14 protein-coding genes and 1 pseudogene are annotated in these 19,050 nt (G+C 60.3%); 9 read left to right on the top strand and 6 right to left on the bottom strand.

Annotated elements, in window-relative coordinates:
• Positions 1-225, top strand: a pseudogene (locus tag VCB98_RS11910) (hypothetical protein); the annotation flags it as partial.
• A gap of 24 nt (positions 226-249) precedes the next feature.
• Here the strand turns inward: VCB98_RS11910 and VCB98_RS11905 are convergent.
• The 5 genes from VCB98_RS11905 to VCB98_RS11885 form a co-directional block, all read right to left on the bottom strand.
• Positions 250-1,197: a diguanylate cyclase gene (locus VCB98_RS11905; protein ID WP_346052819.1), complete on the bottom strand. Its 948-nt coding sequence runs from the start codon at positions 1,195-1,197 to the stop codon at positions 250-252.
• Positions 1,194-2,255 (bottom strand): response regulator, encoded by a 1,062-nt coding sequence (locus VCB98_RS11900; protein ID WP_346052817.1) that lies wholly within the window; start codon positions 2,253-2,255, stop codon positions 1,194-1,196. The genes VCB98_RS11905 and VCB98_RS11900 overlap by 4 nt, the downstream gene beginning before the upstream one ends.
• A 101-nt stretch (positions 2,256-2,356) precedes the next feature.
• Positions 2,357-3,442 carry a methyl-accepting chemotaxis protein gene (locus VCB98_RS11895; protein WP_346052815.1) on the bottom strand — a complete coding sequence of 362 codons (1,086 nt, stop codon included), beginning with the start codon at positions 3,440-3,442 and terminating at the stop codon, positions 2,357-2,359.
• Between the two features lie 324 nt (positions 3,443-3,766).
• A complete protein-coding gene (locus VCB98_RS11890) occupies positions 3,767-6,658 on the bottom strand; it encodes a M12 family metallo-peptidase (protein WP_346052814.1) in 2,892 nt (963 codons plus the stop codon).
• Between the two features lie 113 nt (positions 6,659-6,771).
• A complete protein-coding gene (locus tag VCB98_RS11885; RefSeq protein ID WP_346052813.1) occupies positions 6,772-7,752 on the bottom strand; it encodes a lytic transglycosylase domain-containing protein in 981 nt (326 codons plus the stop codon).
• Positions 7,753-8,059: 307 nt separating this feature from the next.
• On the opposite strand from VCB98_RS11885, the gene VCB98_RS11880 reads away from it, so the two are divergent.
• From VCB98_RS11880 to VCB98_RS11855, 6 genes are all read left to right on the top strand, one after another.
• The gene (locus VCB98_RS11880; protein WP_346052812.1) at positions 8,060-8,662 is read left to right on the top strand and encodes a hypothetical protein; all 603 of its coding nucleotides are present in this window, start codon (positions 8,060-8,062) and stop codon (positions 8,660-8,662) included.
• 23 nt (positions 8,663-8,685) lie between these two features.
• Entirely contained in the window at positions 8,686-10,665 is a 1,980-nt protein-coding gene (locus tag VCB98_RS11875; RefSeq protein WP_346052810.1) for a hypothetical protein, read from the top strand.
• Positions 10,666-10,675: 10 nt separating this feature from the next.
• Positions 10,676-11,002 (top strand): CRISPR-associated protein Csx16, encoded by a 327-nt coding sequence (gene csx16 / locus VCB98_RS11870; protein ID WP_346052808.1) that lies wholly within the window; start codon positions 10,676-10,678, stop codon positions 11,000-11,002.
• On the top strand, positions 10,999-11,355 hold the full coding sequence (locus VCB98_RS11865; RefSeq protein WP_346052807.1) for a hypothetical protein: 357 nt from the start codon (positions 10,999-11,001) through the stop codon (positions 11,353-11,355). Before csx16 ends, VCB98_RS11865 begins: the two co-directional genes overlap by 4 nt.
• Positions 11,356-11,454: 99 nt before the next feature.
• Entirely contained in the window at positions 11,455-13,290 is a 1,836-nt protein-coding gene (locus VCB98_RS11860; RefSeq protein ID WP_346052805.1) for a DEAD/DEAH box helicase, read from the top strand.
• A 26-nt stretch (positions 13,291-13,316) separates the two neighbouring features.
• Positions 13,317-15,242 carry a hypothetical protein gene (locus tag VCB98_RS11855; protein ID WP_346052803.1) on the top strand — a complete coding sequence of 642 codons (1,926 nt, stop codon included), beginning with the start codon at positions 13,317-13,319 and terminating at the stop codon, positions 15,240-15,242.
• Here the strand turns inward: VCB98_RS11855 and cas6 are convergent.
• A complete protein-coding gene (gene cas6 / locus VCB98_RS11850) occupies positions 15,237-16,199 on the bottom strand; it encodes a CRISPR system precrRNA processing endoribonuclease RAMP protein Cas6 (RefSeq protein WP_346052801.1) in 963 nt (320 codons plus the stop codon). The two genes, VCB98_RS11855 and cas6, sit on opposite strands and share 6 nt — an antisense overlap.
• A gap of 179 nt (positions 16,200-16,378) precedes the next feature.
• Here cas6 and VCB98_RS11845 point away from each other — a divergent pair, with 179 nt between their 5' ends.
• Both VCB98_RS11845 and VCB98_RS11840 read left to right on the top strand, forming a co-directional pair.
• Positions 16,379-16,936 carry a hypothetical protein gene (locus VCB98_RS11845; protein WP_346052799.1) on the top strand — a complete coding sequence of 186 codons (558 nt, stop codon included), beginning with the start codon at positions 16,379-16,381 and terminating at the stop codon, positions 16,934-16,936.
• Positions 16,937-16,981: 45 nt separating this feature from the next.
• The coding region (locus VCB98_RS11840) for a DUF4062 domain-containing protein (RefSeq protein WP_346052797.1) at positions 16,982-19,050 on the top strand (2,069 nt) is incomplete at its 3' end.

Raw genomic sequence — 19,050 nt, 5'->3', positions numbered from 1 at the left:
TTCGATGTGCTGGCAATTGAAGCGATGGTCCTGGCCCAGGCGGTGGACCTGAGCGGCAAGCACGGTTTTGCCCACGCCACCCGAAAATGGACCGACTGGCTTCGTGATGACATCCCATTCCTCAACCAGGATCGTGCCCTGTCGGACGAAATCATCGCACTGGCAGGAAAAATGAGCAGTTCAGATGTACCCCTGTCCCTGCCAAAAGATCAGGAAGAACATTGATCACCGAAGGGAGTGCTCTGCAGCTCAACTAATTACCCGGTCGCGACCCTGTTCCTTGCCCTCATAAAGGGCTTCATCCGCCGAGTCCAACATGGCTTCATGGTGTGGCATGGTGTCATCGTAGTCGCATACCCCGATGGTGATGGTCACGGAAATCTCATTGCCGTCCACTTCAATACGTTCCTGCTTTACGGACTTTCGCAAGCGTTCCGCCACCACGCAGGCGCCTTCCAGGTCGGTGTCGGGTAAAACCAGGCAAAACTCTTCGCCCCCATAGCGGGCACAGACATCGTGCTCGCGCAACATCTCCTGGCAAAGCCGGGCAACAGACTGCAAGACAGTGTCACCGGCTCGATGCCCGTAGGTGTCATTGACTTTCTTGAAGAAGTCGATATCGAAAAGGAGCACCGACAGTGGTCGCTTGTGACGCCGAGCCCGCTTGAACTCCTGCCCCAACACCGTTTCCAGGTGCCGGCGGTTGTAAAGACCGGTGAGCGCATCAGTAACGCTCATGGCCTGAACCTGTTTCAAGGCCTGTTGCAATTGGCCCTGGAAAATACAGTTCTCGGTGACATCATTGACCACGATACATACATACTCCACCTCGTCATTGTCATCCTTGATGGGGATGAAGGTGCAGTCCTGCCGCATGTGATCCATGTCGCTGGTCAGTGGGCGGTTATGTCGGAAGCGGAATAGATAGGGCCGCTGCTGCCAGGAAGTAAACGCCGGATTTTTCAGGATATGGACGCTGCGTAGTTTCTTGTCCAACCAGGCCTGGGGCAGCTCGGGGAACGCATCAAAAAGGTCCTTGCCTTTCACCTCCGCCTCGGGACGCCCACTATGCACTGCCATGAACTGGTTCCATCGCAGCACCTTGCGATCGCGGTCGACCAGAAGAATGCCCACATTGAGTTCCTGGAGAATGGTCTCCAGGACCTTGAGAAGTGCATTACCGGACAGATCGCTCACGCCATACCCTCCAGGAGATTCTCAAGGAATTTGCGAATCCCCAAAATGGATTCCTCCGGCATGAGGATGACCATGTGGCACTGAAAATCTCGCTGTTCCAGGCCGAAATGGACCTCCACCAACAAGGCATGATGCCACTCCATCCGATCACCATGAAGAAGCTTTTCCACCGGCATGGACCGAGCCATCATTGCCGGCGCGGACAGGTTGAAGGACTCCCCAATCTGCTCACCAAGCCCATTGATCACGGCCCCAACCAGCAGGTTGGCGACATCCAGAAGCAGTTCGCGCTCCGTGGCCCGCCCGATTTCCCCTTCATGCCCCAACAGGTCTGCCAGACTTCGACAGCCTTTCTGGTCATAGATGATGATGGCTTCCCCGCGGACCTGACTGTAAAAGGCCTGACGGACAGCCGCTACCGGTTCCTGGGGCTCGGCCAGCATGGCCTGGACAGCATCGGCAAGCTGCTGGGAGGAAACCACCCTTGTGGTCGGGGTGGAAAGATTCACGTAATGATCCAGCATTGCTGCCAGTGATGCACCAGCCTGACCCATGGCCACATTTGTCATCTCACGGAGCGCATCCTGCTGCTCCTCGGTAAAGCTGGCCGGATCTTTGCTTTGCTTTGACGACTTATTGCCCGTCCTGCTATCCCCTTGGGTCGAGTCGGATGATGGGCTCAGATCTCGATCATCAAATATGCCGTACTCTCGCAGGATGCGTGCGACTTCCCTGGGGTCCACCGGTTTCTTGATAAATGCCATGGCTCCCAGCTTCTTCGCCCGTTCCTGAGCCTGGGGCTGGACATCGGCCGAAATCACAATGACAAAGCAATCCAGACCCTCACGCTGCAAGGTAGCCAACACCTCAAAACCATCCATCTCCGGCATGGTCAGGTCAAGAAACATCAGCTCGGCCTTCCCGGCTCGGTAGGCCTCTAAGGCCTCTCGACCGTTTGCCGCCTCCGAAATGGAAACATCCCATTCCTGGGGCAGTGCACGTCGATTGATCTTCCTCGACATGGCCGAATCATCAACAATCAGGACTTTCAAGGACATGGTCCCTCCAAAGTTTCTTTCTCGCTGCCCTCATGCCCCTGCCGGCGAGGACACTCTGTTTGCGAGATCGTCCTGATCCCCCCGGTCAATCCATTATTCTCTCAGTCTAGCTCCTTTGCGCTGCCATCCAGAGCCCGGCGTGTGCAGCGGTTGAGATACTGTTCCACGGCTGTCATGCCCCGAGCAATCCTTGAAACCTGCTCATTTGCCGCCTTAATCTGCTTGCGGGCCACCTCGATCTTACCGGCATTGCATTGCCGAAGGGCATCTTCGGCGCAAGCCAGCAGAGAAAGGTAGGCGTTTTCCACGTCCTTGAAGCCAGGCTGCTCGCGGAACTGAAACTCATTGTCCTGCTCGTGAAAGAGCCACTGACCAAGATAGTTGCCGTCCCGTTCTATCTCCGGGGCCTCGAAGATCTCCGGAGCTTCAACCGCCAGGGCCAGACGCGCGTAGAAGTCACAGGCCCAGCTAATGACGCCGATGATATGCCCGGCAGCCATTGCGCTGTAGGCGGCCTTTTGCAGGTCTTTTGTCTGAGAAGCCGTCTGGCTGGACGACTCGGTCACCGAGGTTGAAAGCTGCTCAATACGCTCAATCTGGGAGCCTAGACCGTCGATGAAATCTCTGGTCTGCCGGGTATCCCCATCAATCTCCCCCAGTTGATTGGCGATGTCATCGGCAAATCGCCCGGCAGACTGTGAAAGATTCCCAATTTCATCCGCAACCACTGCAAAGCTTTTTCCCTGGCGCCCTACCCTGGCAGCTTCAATGGCAGCATTCAGGGAGAGCATGCGGGACTGAGAGGCGATTTTCTGGATATTCTCGACGAACTGCTGGATGGCACGGGTATGCTCCTCCAGCGCCCCCACCAGGGCTTGATTCTGTCGGATTGAGGCCGTGATCTGTGCCAGCAGGCTGTGCAGCTCCGCCAGCTCCGACTGGGTCCCGTCCATGAGGCCGCCAGCGTTGTAGGCGAATGACATGGGCTCGAACAATGCCCCGGTGATGGTCTCCGCGTTCTTCTCCACGTACCGCCAATGGGTCGGCACCGCAGAAAGCGTGGACAGAGAAGCCGTCTCACTGTCAGCCTCGTGCCGGGCCTCCTTTTCCGCCAAGGCCCGCTTCAGGGTTGCCAGCTCCTGTTCCAGCTCGGCCACACGCTGACTATTCTTGTTCTCTCTGAACATGGTGCCCCACGCGCCGAACGTTCGGATTCTTCGGGTATCCGGCCTGACGCTCAGACCGGATCACACTCAGACGCGTCCCTGCTGGACCTCCCATATAATGTTTATCGGCCATGGGCTTGCTTTCATTAGTCTCCGGGCGACATGGATGCCCATGTCGACACGCCCATCACAGCCGAGGCCGCCCAATCACCATCCACAAATCCGGCAACATCGTTTCCGCTGATTTATGGGCCGCCCTTACTTTCAGCATAGCTGGGGAGACCCAACTCGGCCAGCCAAATACCAGACCTGTCACCCAAACCGGCCCCGTGGTACACCAGAGCACTACAGAGAATTCGCTGCCTGACGCCTAGACCAGGCAATGAGAGATACCAGCAAAAGCAAGGGGATCAGCGGATCGGGGCGACCGGAGCCGAGGGTGCAGCCGCTGCTGCTGGAGCTGTCGCCACTGTCTGTCTGCCGATCCCGGTCGTCACTGTCCTCATCTTCGTCCTCGTCCGATCGATCCGCGACCGAAATCACCCGGCTAACTTCGTCATACAGGCCGGCTTCGGTCAACACCCCAAGACTCACCGTGTACTCTCCGGGTTGCTGGTAGGAGCGCGTCACCTCGGCACCGGACCAGAAGTCCCGGCGCCCGTCACCGAAATCCCACTCCCAGTCCTCGATCTCGTGCTCACCCCCCCGGCTCGCCCCTCCATCGAAGGCGCAACGCAGACCGTCACAGTCATACTCGAAAGCGGCCACGGGCATTTCAATCGCACCGATTCGGACTTCGGTGCTGCCCACCTCCCCGATTTCCGCCGCAAAGGGCGAAACCGGCGCCATCAGTTCCACCCGGAAACTCCGCGCTTCTTCGCCGAAACCGGCCGGATGCAGGGGTACCAGAAACTCTCGAGCATTGGTCTCGCCCGGTGCCCAGGAAAAGTAGATCATCCGGTCCAGATACTGCTCGGCCGGTTTAGCAGTGTCCGCCACCGTCCGCACGATCATATCCGCCGCCAGGTGGCCGGCATCTTCGCGCTCGACCGCCACCACGGCATAGACCGATTCCATATCGACCGTCACCTGCTCCTGCCCAAGACTGATGCGGGGGGTCTCGCAGGGTGGCAGATCCACCATTACCGACTCTGAAAGAGAAAAGTCTCTATTAAATCCGCTGGAGGCCACCAATTTCGCCGTTTCATTACAGGGCAGATCCTCCAGGCTCATCATGGCGGAGTCTGTCTGTTCAGAAAACTCATGCATACCCTGTGAGGACTCCACATGGACGGTCACCCAATCAGCGCCGGGAGCAGCTGCTTCCACTTCAATGGTACGCGGCGCCACCTCCAGCACCTCAAGGCTCACATCAAACTGATCATCATCCTGTCCGCAACTCCTTGTCCTAAAATCCCTTTCCCGAACGATGGATTCACCCCAATCCGTTTCGAACCGCCACTTGGTCGAGTAAGCGCTGCCGCATTCGAGTCCACCCACCGGCACGGCCACAACACCTACACTGCCCTCTCCCACGGGGCGAGATTCATGCAGAATGCGCGTCTCATCATCCGGACCCGTCAGGGAAACCTGGATGGTGAAAAAACCATCCAGAGGAATTGAACTCGCCGACAACCGTGCTGCTTCCTGCGAGCGGTGCGCCATCAGCCTAGGATTTCCAATCATCGGCGCTTCCACGTCGATCGCCACAGTCTCGAAAATATCGGCACTGTTCTCGATCACGACCTGCATGTCAGAACCCTGCATTCCAGGCGCAAGACTCCCCGGAATATCGAATAGATTATTCTGGGTAACCGGTGCACGCGGGTGATGGAAGATCACCTCGCCTTCCCGTTTCAGCCGGACATCCATCCAGCCCCCCGGTACGCCATCCACTTTTCTAATCTGCCACCTGTTCATGCGCTCACGGTAGCGGTTATCCACGTCCAGCAGAACCTCCCCCTCCACGTCTGCCCCGAATCCAGGCACCACTACATGTTCGGCTATCAGCCGAGTCTCCTGAAAAGCAGCAGCCACGTTTTCCACGTCGGAGCCACAAGGTTCACCGTCACAATCGGTATCCGGATTGGAGAACGTATCCTGGCGGGGCTTGTTGGCATAGGACATGATGGTCTTGAAATTCGAGCCGGAATAGCCGACTGCCGTTCCATTCCAGCTTCTTCCCCGGTCTTCATAATCATGGTGAGCGCCCAGGTTGTGGCCGATTTCATGGGCCAACACCTGGCCATTATTGGCGCAAACACCGCCAATCCAGTTGACCAGGGATGAAGGGCGGAACTGCCACTCCCGGGTATTCACATATCCACGACCACAGGCCCAGTCGCCCTCAATACCTTCGGTCACAAAGGTCACGAACATGGATTCGGTCTCGGCCCTGAGCGCATGGGCATCCTGAACACCGGACAGATAGGGGCGTTCAATAAGATCTTCAGTGGTAACACCCGAGGTTCCGAACAGCGAAAGCATGGTACGGTCACCGGACTGGTATAACTGGGCGGGAAAGCCGATCCAACGCCACCCCCGATTCTCCAGCACCAGATCAATCTCGGCATTCTGAAAGGCCAGGTTGGCGCGGGCTACCGTGTTCTCCAGCGTCGCGGTAATGGCCCCATGCCATCGGGTTGCCTTGCCATTGTCGATGGCGAAGACAATACCGGCCACGGTCGGCCCCTCATCAAGGGCCTTGTCGCGGATGGTATCGGAAACCGCAACGTCCGCCAGCTCCTCGGCAAGCTCCACCTCGCAGAAGCCGTCCTCAGGCTGCAGCAAGGTCACATCCACCAGCAGCGCTTCATGCTCACCCATGCGTCCGGAGGCCTGCAGCTCCCACATCTGCCCATTGGCATGTACATGACCAGCCAACTGCCCTTCCGGGCCGATAGTAATCAAGGTTGACGGTGCCTTTTGATCCACCGGCTCAGCAATCCAGGTCCGGTAGCCGTTGCCATGATCCCGAAACTCCCGAAAAGACAGGGCCAGGGCAGGACCGGCCGGCAGCCCCAGCTCGAACCGCTGGCCTGGCCTGGCTGCCAGGATTTCCTTGTTCAAACGCACCGGCTGCGCGGCCGTGGCGGCAAGGTCCTGACGCTCGGCGGTGTCGGCCGCCAGTTCCTGATACTGCCCGCTGGCACCCAGGTCCTCGAAGACCGGCGCGGCAATACCGGTGGAAACGGCGAACACAGCAAACATGGCGACGACAAAACGAACAAAAAGCATCACAATCCCCTTTTGAATTGATTGCTTATGGAACCTCTGATCAATACGGCAAGGTGGCATGAAAACATGAACCGGCCTGCCCCACAGGCCATGCAAGCTTGCAGCCCTGCCCCTCATTGCGATTCATACCAGCTTTGCCAGTGGTCGATACGACCGGCAATCCGGCGCACATATTGCCGGGTTTCAGCCGGCGCACGCCGGTCAAGGCGCTCGGCAAAGGTGGCAAGGTCCTGGGGCGGGTAGTCGGTCAACAGCAACCGATCCACCCTTCCGGGCCCCCAGTTGTAGGCGGCCAGGGCAAGCCCGTAGGCGACCTCGGAGGGCACCCGGTCCCGATAACGCTCAAGCAGGCTGCTGAGATACCAGCTGCCGATCAGCATATTGATGGCAGGGTCAAAAAGATCATCCCGGGCATCGAGTCTGAGTTGCTCACGGGCATCGGCTTCGGCCCCCTCAGGGAGAATCTGCATCAGACCCCGGGCACCGGCATGACTGACGGCGTGGGGATCGAAGGCGCTCTCGGTTTCCATCACTGCCAGCAACAGGCCCGGGTCCAGTTCAAAGCGATCGGCCATGGCATCCACCATCCCGAGCCAATCCTCGGCGCTGCCGGGATTGAGCCGGGGCAACGGGCGGGCCTGGGCGTCAGCAGAGACAATCCGACGCAACCCTTCACCCGCCTCCCGGCCCATACGCAGACCCTGGCGGGATAGCGATTCCGTTCGCGCATGAATATGCGGCGCCAGTTCAATCCAGGCATCAACGACGGCATCACCGCAGGCCGAAAAATCCGGCAGATAGTACTGTTCCCCGGCAATCTGACCAAGGCAGCTGCCACGATCCTGCCTGTCCAACGGCAGCAAAACGGCTGCCAAGACAAGCCCCAGGGCAAGCCAGGGCCAGGCGCGGGGACTGCGGCGAACCCGGCGGACGGGCCCCGCATCCGAGCGCGCACCCGCATCACTCCCTTCACGCCGCGCGCGGGCCGTGGTTTCCCAATGGGGTGCGCCGACCTCATCCTGCCCAGGCACGCTGGAGGCTTCAGCCTGCGGCTGTGCCTTGTGGTCGTACCAGAAGCTGCGGACACTGCTCATATCGACTTCCCCCTTGCTGTTCTTCTCTGCCTGCCTGCCATTCAAACAGCCGCCAAGCAGGATTTCTCAGCATGCAAGCTTGCGCATCACCAGTTCCGGGCAAAGCGGAGCGATGATGTGCCCACGTTCATTGAACGGGCACAAAACGACATAGCTTGTCGCCCGGGAATGAAAGACTAGTTGGCAGCTATCCGGTCGGGGCCATTTGCAAGCTTGCAAGCCGCAGCCTTCGACTGGATCTCTGCCAAAGTAGGCACCATCGAGGCCGGCCAGCGGCCTGAGTCATTCCAAGCAAAGAGGAAAAGCCATGAATCGTTCAATCCAGATCGTCGCCCTTTTCATCACCACCCTGCTGTTCGCCGCTTGTGGCACTGCCCCGGAGAAAAAGCCCGGCTTTGATGCCGATGACCATCGGGCGGAGGCACCAGACTGGTATCTGGAGCACGAAGCCGAAACCCGGCCAGGGGTGATCTATGGCTACGGGATCTCGCCAGCCAACCCGGATCATCCCGATGCCATGCGCCGCACTGCGCGCAACCGGGCCCTCAATGATGTAGCGGTAGCACTGCAGAACCACCAGCGGGGGCTGATGGATGAATATGTCGAGCAGTTCGGCGGGGAAGTCAGCGAACAGCTGGCCCAGACGCTGGAAACCTTCGTCGATGTGGAGCTGACCGGTGCCGAGATTGATCGCGCCCACTGGGATTCACAGGGCCGCTGGTTCGTGCGCGTCGCCCTGGACCTGGATCAGGATTTCGAACCGCTCTACGAGGTCCTCGAGGCGGGTTCGGACTCGGAACGGGAGGCCGTGCGCCGTCGTTCTGAAGCCCATCTGGAGCGGCTCAACGAACGCCGGGCGGAACAACGTGCCAGTGGCCTGTCCACCTTCAGCCGTGTCATGGGCGACTGATCAAACATTACAAGGGGAGAATCATGTCCAAGCCGTCCACCATCCATCTGTTCTGTGCCATCGTGCTGTTTGCCGTGCTGGCTGCAGGCTGCAGCAGCCTGCCAAGTGTCCAGGACAGAATGGCCATGACCACCCATGCCGATGACAGCCGTCATGCCTGGGGACGTGGAACGGGCGGCTCCGAGGCGGAGGCCCGGCAGAGGGCGCTCAATGACCTGGCCTCCCAGGTCAGTCTCTGGGTGCAGGAACAGCACGGTGAACGCTTCGAGATGGACAGCCGCAATGGTTCGGTCAATACCGAAAGCCTGATGGAAAGTCTGACGCGCACCATGATCAATGTCAGGCTGGACGGTGCCGAACTCGTTACCCTGGAATCCCTGCGCGATGGCTGGTACGCGGAAGTCCGGCTGCCTCGGGACCGGCTGGACACCCTGCGCCGGGAGATGCGGATTGAAGCCCCTTTGCAGGCAAGGGTCCATCGTCTGGAGAGTCTTTCCAGCTCGCAACCGGGCAAGCGTGCCATGGCGGCCCTGAGCGGCCTGGACCACGCCCGCCGCCTGGAACTGGCGGACCGGGAAATGCTCAACCCCGACGGGGAACTGCTCACCTACGGCAGCTATTTCGAAGTAGCCCTGCGCGGTGCCCTCTCCCGCCTGGATGTACTGCCCACCCGGAAGGATGACGGGCAGCCAAACCTGACCGTCATCGACCGTGAAAGCTTCCGCCCCCAGGGCCGGCTGCATTTGAGCGTCAATGGCGAATCCTTTCATACGGCGCGTGACGGGCGGCTGCCGCCCCTGCCCGGGTCAGCCAACAAGCAGGCGGTGACCGTATCCCTGCAAAGCCCGGAACGGGAAGTGCTGACCGTACCCGAGCGCCAGCGCCGCCTGGCCGTCTTGTCCGCCGCTGACTGGAAGTCTGACGGCGCAACCCGGCTCTTTGTCCATGTCGAGCCCGCCGGTACCGTTGTAGCGGTCAACGGGGATGGCATCGTCGCCCCCCAGACACTGCGGGTGCCGGCTGGACGTGAAACGCATATCCGGATCATGGGCCGGGGTGAGCTTGCCGGCCTCGATGAGCATATTCATATCCCGGAAAATGCGCCCATCCATGTCTTCTCGGCCGTTCTGCAGGAGAACCGGACCGCGACCCTGCACCTCCAGACACCGCGCGGTGCCACCGCCCGGGTATCCGGCCCCAACGGTTTTCGACACAGCATCAATGGACGCACGCAGCCGATGGAGGTCCCGGCCGGCCGCTACCGCATCGAGCTGGAAGGTGAAGACGATGCACAGACCATCCGCGAAAGCCTGGTCCTGCATGAGGGAGAGGCGCTGCATCGCCAGTATCGCCCCCTGCCCGACCGCCGCTTCTGGTCCCGGGGCCGCCTGGCCACCTTTGGCATGGGCGTGACCGGGTTGCCGGGTGACGCCCACCCGCTCCCGGATGACACCGCCGTGGCCGACATCGACACGTGGTTCGCACAACGCACCGGGCGGGAACTGGACGAGGCCCGCTTCGACACCGCCCTGAGTGTGGGCGTTCGCATCGGCCATCTGGCCGCATCCGGCTTCATGGCCGACATCGGCCTGGACTTCATCGGCCAGGCAATCGAGTTCACCGATGCCGAGGGCAACCGGGACGAGGCGGAACTGAGTATCTTTGAAGTCTCGCCCAGCATTGGCTGGTGGACGGGCATGCGGCGCAGCAATGCCGGCTTCAGCATGAGCCTGGGCACTGCCCTTGGCATGGTGGAGTGGAATGACGACAGCAATCGCCTGTTCGGCGCTTCCCTGGAAAGCGGCAGCAGCACCTATGCCTACCCCTTCCTGGATCTGGCCCTGTCCTGGGGACAGGAAAGCCGCTTTGCCCTGCGCAGCCGCATCAGCACGGACGAGTACCGGCCGTTCACCCTGTTTCTGAGCATTGGCGGGCACCGGATCACCGAAAGCGGATATGATCTGCCCGCATCCACCCAGGCCCGTGCCGGCGAACATTACTGAGGAACCCGTCATGGAGAACAAGAACAAGCGTATCTTTCTGGTCAGCCGTCACCCCGGGGCCATCCGTTGGCTGCAGCGCCAGGGACACGGCCCGGTGATTCACAGAGCACACCTGGATCTCAACGAGATTCGCCCCGGTGACCGTGTCATCGGCACCCTGCCCGTGCACATGGCCGCCCAAGTCTGCAAAATAGGTGCCGAATACCACCATCTGGCCGTGGACATTCCCCCGGAACTGCGGGGGGTGGAACTGGATGAACAGACCATGGCCGCCTGCGATGCCAGACTGGTGCCCTGCCGGGTGGAAATGGATGAACAAACAGGAGACCACCCTTGAAGACAGCCACAGCTCTGAAAAGAATGGCGTCCGAGTTCATGCCCGGTCCGAAGCTGTTTTTCATCCTGCTGAGCGTTGCGGGCAGCTTCATGCTGTATGGCTCGGATGTACTGTTCGGCCTCGCCCTGCTGGGTGGGGCAATGGCCATGTCCATGGTGGAGAGGGCCCTGCAGGACAAAGGCCTGTCCTGGCTGTTGGGAGATCTTGGCGTGATCATTCTGCTAACCGGCGTCATCGGCCTGATGTTTCGCGACGTTTCACCCCTGTTCCTGTCAATCGGCCTGATCATCACGGGTGTACTCATCATACTGGCTGCGTCTCTGAAACCGGCGTCATCCAAAAAAACCGCATAAGCAGGGCCAGAAGGCGCCCCGCCGCAAGCTTGCAGCGGCTGAACCCCTTGTCATCCGGTGGCATACTGCACTCAGGGGATCAAGACGGGGGTGCGCCAAATGGCCAATTTTCTCACCAGCATCAACCAGAAGCGCGGCACGATGACGCGGGGCGAACGCCGCCTGGCGGATCGCATGGCAGCACTCCTGGAAGATGATTACCTGATCTGGCACGAAGCCCCCATCGGGCCCCGCCGGCAGCAGCCGGACTTTGTTATCCTGCATCCGCGCCGCGGCGTCCTGGCACTGGAGGTCAAGGACTGGAAGCTCGAGAGTCTGCACGAAGCCAATCGGCAATCGATCACGCTCTCTACCCAGCGGGGCCTGGTGCGAGAAAGCAATCCCCTGGACCAGGCCAGGCTGTATGCCATCCGCATCAGCCGGGAACTGGAACAGGAAGCCAGTCTGCTTCATCCCCCCGGCCATCCCCGCGCCGGCAAGCTCATGGTGCCGTGGGGGTTCGGCGTGGTACTGAGCAACATCACCCGCCAGCAGCTTGAACGCAGCGGCCTGGACCAAATGCTGGCCCCGGACCAGGTGATCTGCAAAGACGAAATGAGTCCCTCCACCGAGGCTGAAGAGTTCCAGAAACGCCTGTGGGACATGTTCACGATCACCCCGCCGGTGGCACTTTCAGTGCCCCAGATCGATCGTATCCGGGCACGCATGTTTCCCGAGATCCGTATCAACCAGAAGGGGCTCTGGGACACTGGCGGGGAGGAAGAAAAAGACATCGAAACGGCCCTGCCGGACATGGTCAAGGTCATGGACCTGGAACAGGAGAAGGTCGCCCGCAACCTGGGGGCCGGCCACCGCGTCATCCACGGAGCCGCCGGCGCCGGCAAGACACTGGTACTGGTCTATCGCTGCAGTTATCTGGCCCGCGTGCTGCAAAAGCCCATCCTGCTGCTCTGTTACAACCGCTCTCTCGCCGAACGTCTGGAACGACTCACCCGGGACCGGGGCCTCGGCAAACAGGTGGTGGTTCGTACCTTTCATGCCTGGTGCCTGCATCAGCTCAAGACCTACCAGCAGCCTGTCCCGAAAACCGAACAGGGCCAGCCGGCCTGGGAAGAGGCGGTCAGCCAACTGGACCGCTCCCTGGAGCTTGGTCATGTGCCGCGCGCCCAGTACGGTGCCGTGCTCATTGACGAAGGCCACGATTTTGAGCCGGACTGGCTTCGCATTGCCGTACAGATGGTGGACCCGGCCACTAACAGCCTGCTGCTGCTCTACGATGACGCCCAATCCATTTACGGCGAAGAGCGCAAACCCTTCACTCTTTCCAGCGTGGGCATCGAGGCGCGTGGCCGCACCACGATTCTGCGCAAGAATTACCGCAATACCCGCCAGATTCTGCAAGTCGCACAGGAATTTGCCAGCGAACTGCTGACAGAAAAGCGCAGCGATGACGATGGCATCCCCCTGATCTGCCCGGAAAGCGCGGGCGGCGCCGGCCCCCTGCCGGTCCTGCATCAATTTACCAGCCCAGGCGAAGAAGCCGCGGCGGTGGTGAAGGAACTGCAAACGGAACATCAACGCGGCCGCGCCTGGTCCGAGATGGCAGTGCTGTTCCGGACTCGCTATGCGGCCCGGAAAGTAGAGGCCGCCCTGTCAGCGTCGGGTATTCCCTTCCGCTGGGCCGGCCAGAGAAAGGACAACAGCCCAATGTCGGCCGTCACACTCAGCACCCTGCATTCGAGCAAGGGCCTGGAATTCCCCCTGGTGCTCATTCCCGCCCTTCAGACAACGCCTATGAGGGGCAGGGATGAGCTGAGCGAAGCGCGCATCCTTTACGTCGGCATGACCCGCGCCATGGAGCGCCTTGTCCTGAGCGGCAGCGGCCGCTCACCCTTCATTACCAGACTCGACCAGGCCATCAACGCGGCCGCCTGACAGCAGCCATTCAAGCGGGATGCCCGATGCACGAGGTTGAAGCCAGATTCTATCTTCCCATCAGCGAGGAGCAGATTCAGCGCGTCCAGCAGGCGGACTCGGCACACGAGAGCCTTTCCACCCTGGACCTCCCCCAATGGGCATCGCTTCTTCTGCTGCAGAAGATTCCTGATCTGTCCGGGCAGGAATCGAGGGGCCATGAATGGCTCCTGGCGGATCAGCTGGCCGCATTGAACCGCGTTGCCACATCAGAGGCAGCCGATGGGCTCAAAAACGCGATTGCCAATACCCTGGACCGGGATCGCCTTAAGGCAGGACAGGCCCTGCTGGGCGCCTTCGGCATTGCGCTACTGGACGACGAGTCAGTGAAGCAACGCCATTATCTGAACGTGGACCAGAGCTGGAATTTCGAATTTGCCGAACAGCACCGGGAAAAGCTTCGTCAGCGCAGCATAAGGATTGATACCCAGAATCGAAGCTATTTTCTCACCCGTGAGCAAATGCGCCGCTACACCGAGATCCACCACCTGCCCGGAGAAAGCATCCACATTCAGGGCTATGCCGGCTGCGGTAAAACCTTGATGATCCGCCAGCTGGCGGCAGGGCTTGCCGAGAACAATGCAAGACCGCTCGTACTCTGCCACACACAGGCGCAATCAAGGGCCCTGCAAACGATTCTCAAGGACTGCCCACAGGTGGATATCCTGACCGTTGGTGGGCTTGCCTATCGTATGATTCCAGTGGACCGGACGGCACCGACATTTTCAGCCCTGCGCCGGGGCAACCCGCATGGGCATGCCATCTCCACCACTGAGCTTGTCAATTTACTGGGCATCCCGTCCAGCGGTCGTTACCCGGAATGGGAGATCGCCACGCTCGCCCGCCAAAGTGTTTTTAATTTCTGTCACAGCACCGACAGCGAAATCAGCAGCAAACACCTCCCGCGCCACTCATCCATCGCGCATAACGAGGACAGTGCAGCCCTGGTTGTGGAAAATGCCCGCTTGCTGTGGCAGCTCACAATCGCCCCTCATGGCAAAGGCAGGGCCCTGCCCATCCACGCCTATCACCGGATCAAATATGCCGCCCTCCAAGGCTGGCAGGTAATGCCGCAATACACCGATATCCTGATGGACGAGGCACACGAGTTTTCCCCCGCATTGCTGCAGCTGCTGGAAAACAGTCCCCAGGCACTGATCAGTCTCGGCGATGAGTTCCAGCGCATCCGCGGCATGGCGTTAAAGCGCGACAATGTCATTCGACAACGGGAAATGACCCACTCGGTCCGTTCCAGCCGGAATGTGGAAGCCATCATCAATCCGCTCATTCAGGCCCACCCGAGTCGACTGAAAGAGCCTTTCATAGGCAATACCCTCGGTCACACCAGGATCAGCTATTACCGCACAGCAAGCATCCCGGACAAACCATCCGCCATTCTCGTGCCCGACTGGCTGGCCATGGTGGCCTGGCTCAAGCGGCTTGCCGACGCCGGTGCCGGCGCCCAATTGTTGGACAACCACCGCGACCTGCATAACCTGGGCAATGACCTGATCGGCCTGTATCGGGAAAACATCCGGCCCCGCCATCCGGAATTCCGGGAATGCAGTGCCTGGGACAGCCTCGCGAGAAGGCATCACAGCAACCCGGCCTTCATGGCCCTGAACCGCATACTCGAGGAAGGCTATAACTATGCTGACTGGTCGGCCGACATGGCACGCGTCACAGACGGGGAGCGGCCGCGCTTCACCCTCGGCCGCCTGGAATCGGCGAGAAACCATGAATTTCGTCGTGTGATGGTCAGTGATGAATGGCTGGCAGAAATCAGGCACCGTGATCCCGCACCCTCACCCCATGTGCTTGCCCACCTCTACATCGCAACGACCCGTGCGACAGAAGAACTGATTCTGCCCATGACAATGCAGGAATGGATCGAAGCAATCAGCGGTTCATGAAGCCGGTTCAAGGTGAAAGCGGCCCAGGCCCATGCTGACCGCCTTGCCCACATGCACCGCTTGGCCGAGCAGCAGCCAGGGGACCAGTTCGTGGGCAACATTATCCAGCTCAAAGGCGCCACTGAGCCCACCGAGCTGATGGCGGGCACCCTGGCGATTGGAACGCCGGGCCCGCTCCTCCCATTGCAGGGTCTGGGCATGGAGCCGGACATCGGCGCAGGCCGCTTTCAGGGCGCGAAAATCCGCCGTCACCGGCCCCGGGCCGTACACCGCTGCGAGCAGCGACACCCGCCGGACCACCGCCATGCAGAAAGCGCCGGGATCGAAGCCCCGCTGGCCCAGGTGGCGACCGCCCACCCGCAGGCGCATCGGCGTCAGCAGCCTGACCCGCATGGGCCCCGCATGGCCCAGAATGCCCGCCTGATCCAGCCACTCGGCCTCGCTGGGCCCGGCCGCTTGCGGCTGATCAGCATCAATCTCGCGCAAGCCCCCAGCCCGGTGCCAGCGGGCCACCGACACGAGCTTCAGGTTGTCTGCCATTTCCAGCCGGCCGGCACCCTCGGCCAGCGCCTGCACATAGGCCGGCAGACCGGCATTGGCCGTACCCAGCAGGGAAAGCCCCAGTGTCAGGGTCTCGCCTCGCGCCACCGGCCCTTCAGGCAGTTCATGCAGCAGCCAGGGCGATGGCAGCCGATCCAGCCCGGCCAGGGGCAATCCATGGGTATCGGCCGGCAGGGGTGGTTCGAACAGGCGGGCGTAGTCACAGGCCGGATCACAGTCGCAGGCCCTGTGCAGACCACGCGGACAATGCCGCTCACGCAGGGCATGGCCAAGCACGCCTCGCCATGCCGACCCGGAAAAACCGGGATAGTCATAACGGTCATGCACTGCAAAACGCAGGCGATAAAAGCCAATCACCAGGCGGGGTAGATCTGTTTGCGATGACGGATGGGGCATTCCCTTAAAGCCTTCGCGCTTCGAAAAAAGGCTTAACGCTATCACATGCCCATGAGCGGGGAACACAATCCCAATTCGGTTTTCAATGACAGTCATGACGGCCTGACACCAGCTTGATTTCTGGTTCAGCCGATTGGATACTGAGCTAGGCGGAAAAGGGGAAGGACAAGGGGGACGACTTGCCTGAGATGCCGCTGGGTGCAATGCCCGGACTCGCAAACACTGCCGTATTGGGTTTCGTCGGCCACCGTCAAACCAGGCTCAGCCAGAACCGGAATGTACTCCAGGACCAGCTGGAAACGGTCCTGCGCGCGATTCAAACCCATAGCCCCAGCATTGTGCTCACAAGCGGTGCGGCCGATGGCAGCGACCTCCTCGCCGGCGCTGCCGCCCGGCACCTGGGCATGCCCTGGCACGCCATCACGCTGGATGACAACGAGATCCAGGCCGCACGCGACACCGGTGCCACCCGGATAGAAGCCCTGAATGAAACGGCTGCCACTTCCCCGAACGCGCCCTTCGTGGCCCTGCAGTCCCGAATCCTTGATTCCGCCGACCTGATCCTGGCCCTCTGGGATGGTCAGCCGAGTCGCGGCGCAGGCGGGACGGCGGACACCGTGGCACAGGCCGGCCGAAGGAAGCTGCCTGTTCTCTGGCTGGCAAGCCAAAGCAACCAGGCAAGACTCCAATATGGCGCTCTCGACCACTGGACAGGCGTCAATATCGATACTGACTAGCATTTCTCAATTCGGGATCTCTCAAGGAAAGACTGGAAACCAATCATGGCCTTACAAAGAACTGCTGTTTTTCTCGCCTCCCGCTTCGAAGAATTCTCCCGACTGAGAGCTCTGCTTTGCGAGCGCATCGAAGCCATCAAGTACCGCCAGATCGAGGCCATTGATCTCAATGACGGCCGGGTCGGCCACCGGCCTCCACTGGACGAATGCCTCTCGGCCGTGCGCCGGTCGGAATTCATGATCCTGCTGGTCGGTGAGACCTATGGCGGCAAGGCCCCGGGCGAGGATCACAGCTTCACCGAGCTCGAATACCGTGAAGCGATGAAGACGGAAAACTGCCGTGTACTGCCCTTCTTCATCGGCTCATCCTATGCCGACGGCAACATTCAGTACTCCGATGACCCGGTCTTTTCTGCCTGGCAGAAAGAGCTGCAGGACAATCACACCGTCGGCTTCCTGGATCCGTCACGCCCGGAGGAAGAGCTGGCGGATGAGATCTTTCAGTGGCTCGACAAGGCTCACTGGGAGTTTCATGAAGAGGGGGCCGCACATCAGACGGGTGAAGGGGAAGAAGACTGGGATGACAGTCCCGACACCACCGTCAGGGGCATCAATGAACAGGACATTGATCATTTCGACAAGTTCTCCGAAACCCATGACATCAACCTGACTACTGTCCAGGTCGAGAAAATGGGCGTGGAAGCCCTGCTACGACGCCAGATTTCCCTTCAGGCGCTCGAACACCGGGAAGAAGGCCGAAAAGCCATGGAGCTTGGCTTCACTGGCGAAGCCATCCATCACTTCAAGTCGGCCATCGATATTCTGCCGCTCGATGTGGCCAGCCACTATTATCTTGCCAAGGTCTATGTGGGCAGCTACCGGAAAAAGCATTTCCAGGCAGCCATAGAACATGCCGACAAGGCCGCCAGGCTCTACCGTGCCGAAGGCCGACGGGGCCGGGCGGCAACGGCCCACATCCTGGCGGCGCGGGCAGCTTCCGGCCTGGGCCGGCTTGCCGAGGGCCTTGAACACGCCAGAACCGCCGTCCAGGTAGCAGGCAACCTGGGCCGCTCGCATGTGGAGCTGGCCCGGCAGTACGCCCTGCAGCGAAAGCCGGAAAAGGCCATGGAGGCCATCGAGGACGCAATCCGCGTGTTCCCGCCAAGCCTGCGCCAGATCCTGGACGACCCGGACTTCAATCCGATCCGAGCGACCATCGATGAATTCCTCGCCAAGGAAAAAGCGAAGCTGTCGAAACAGATCCAGAAGCTGGATCGCATCCGGTCAAGCGTTGATCAATCCCACACCACCGAAGCCTGGTATCACGACAGCGTCCAACCGGCCATCCACATGAAGACCAGCTTTCCCCGGCTGGCCGACATGGCCAGACGAAAACTATCGGAAACCCACGGCGCCATTCGTGAACTGGGCAAGCGCTGGGAGTCGCGAAGTCAGGAGCTGAAGCGGGCAATGAATGTCGAGTTTGCGGACTGGAGGCTCCGCCATGAGAAAAAGATGGAGAAGGTGCGCGAGCAGGCTCAGGAAAAGGCAAACGGGCTCATCATGCATGCACTGCTCGCCGCTCTTTTCGCCGCCCTCTTCATCGGCACCGGCATCTTTCTCTGGAATGGAATGACTTCCGACAGCGTGAGCGATGAAATGGCCATGACCGGTGTCGTCATGCTGGTGCTTTTAGGCTTTGGCATCGCCAGAAGTCTGAGATCCCTGAAATCACTGCGACAATCCCGCGATCATGCCGACGAAACCATACTGGATCTGCAGCGCTTGATCCGGGAAAGAAAGGAAGAGCTTGAACACATGCAGGCCGGGAACGATAAACGCAAGAAAGCGTTACGTGCCGCCATCCAGAGCTTCGAGGACCTGCTCCATCAATTCCACCCGGCCGCGACACCTTATCGCACCCTGCAGGCGAGACGCCCGCGGGGGCTGGTCCGAGTGCGAACCCCCGTCGATCCCCAGAAGCTTTCCGAAGAAACCGGAAAACAGATAAGTTTCACTCCGATTGACCGGGCGCGGGATGTGCTCGACACACCATCCCGGTCGCAGCTCTTCCGGGTCAAACGCATCACGGACAATGAGATCGAGCTCTGCCG

Source organism: Natronospira elongata, from assembly GCF_034931365.1.
Taxonomy (GTDB): domain Bacteria; phylum Pseudomonadota; class Gammaproteobacteria; order Natronospirales; family Natronospiraceae; genus Natronospira; species Natronospira elongata.
The sequence above is the reverse complement of the archived record's forward strand: the minus strand, read 5'-3'. Positions and strand labels throughout refer to the sequence as shown.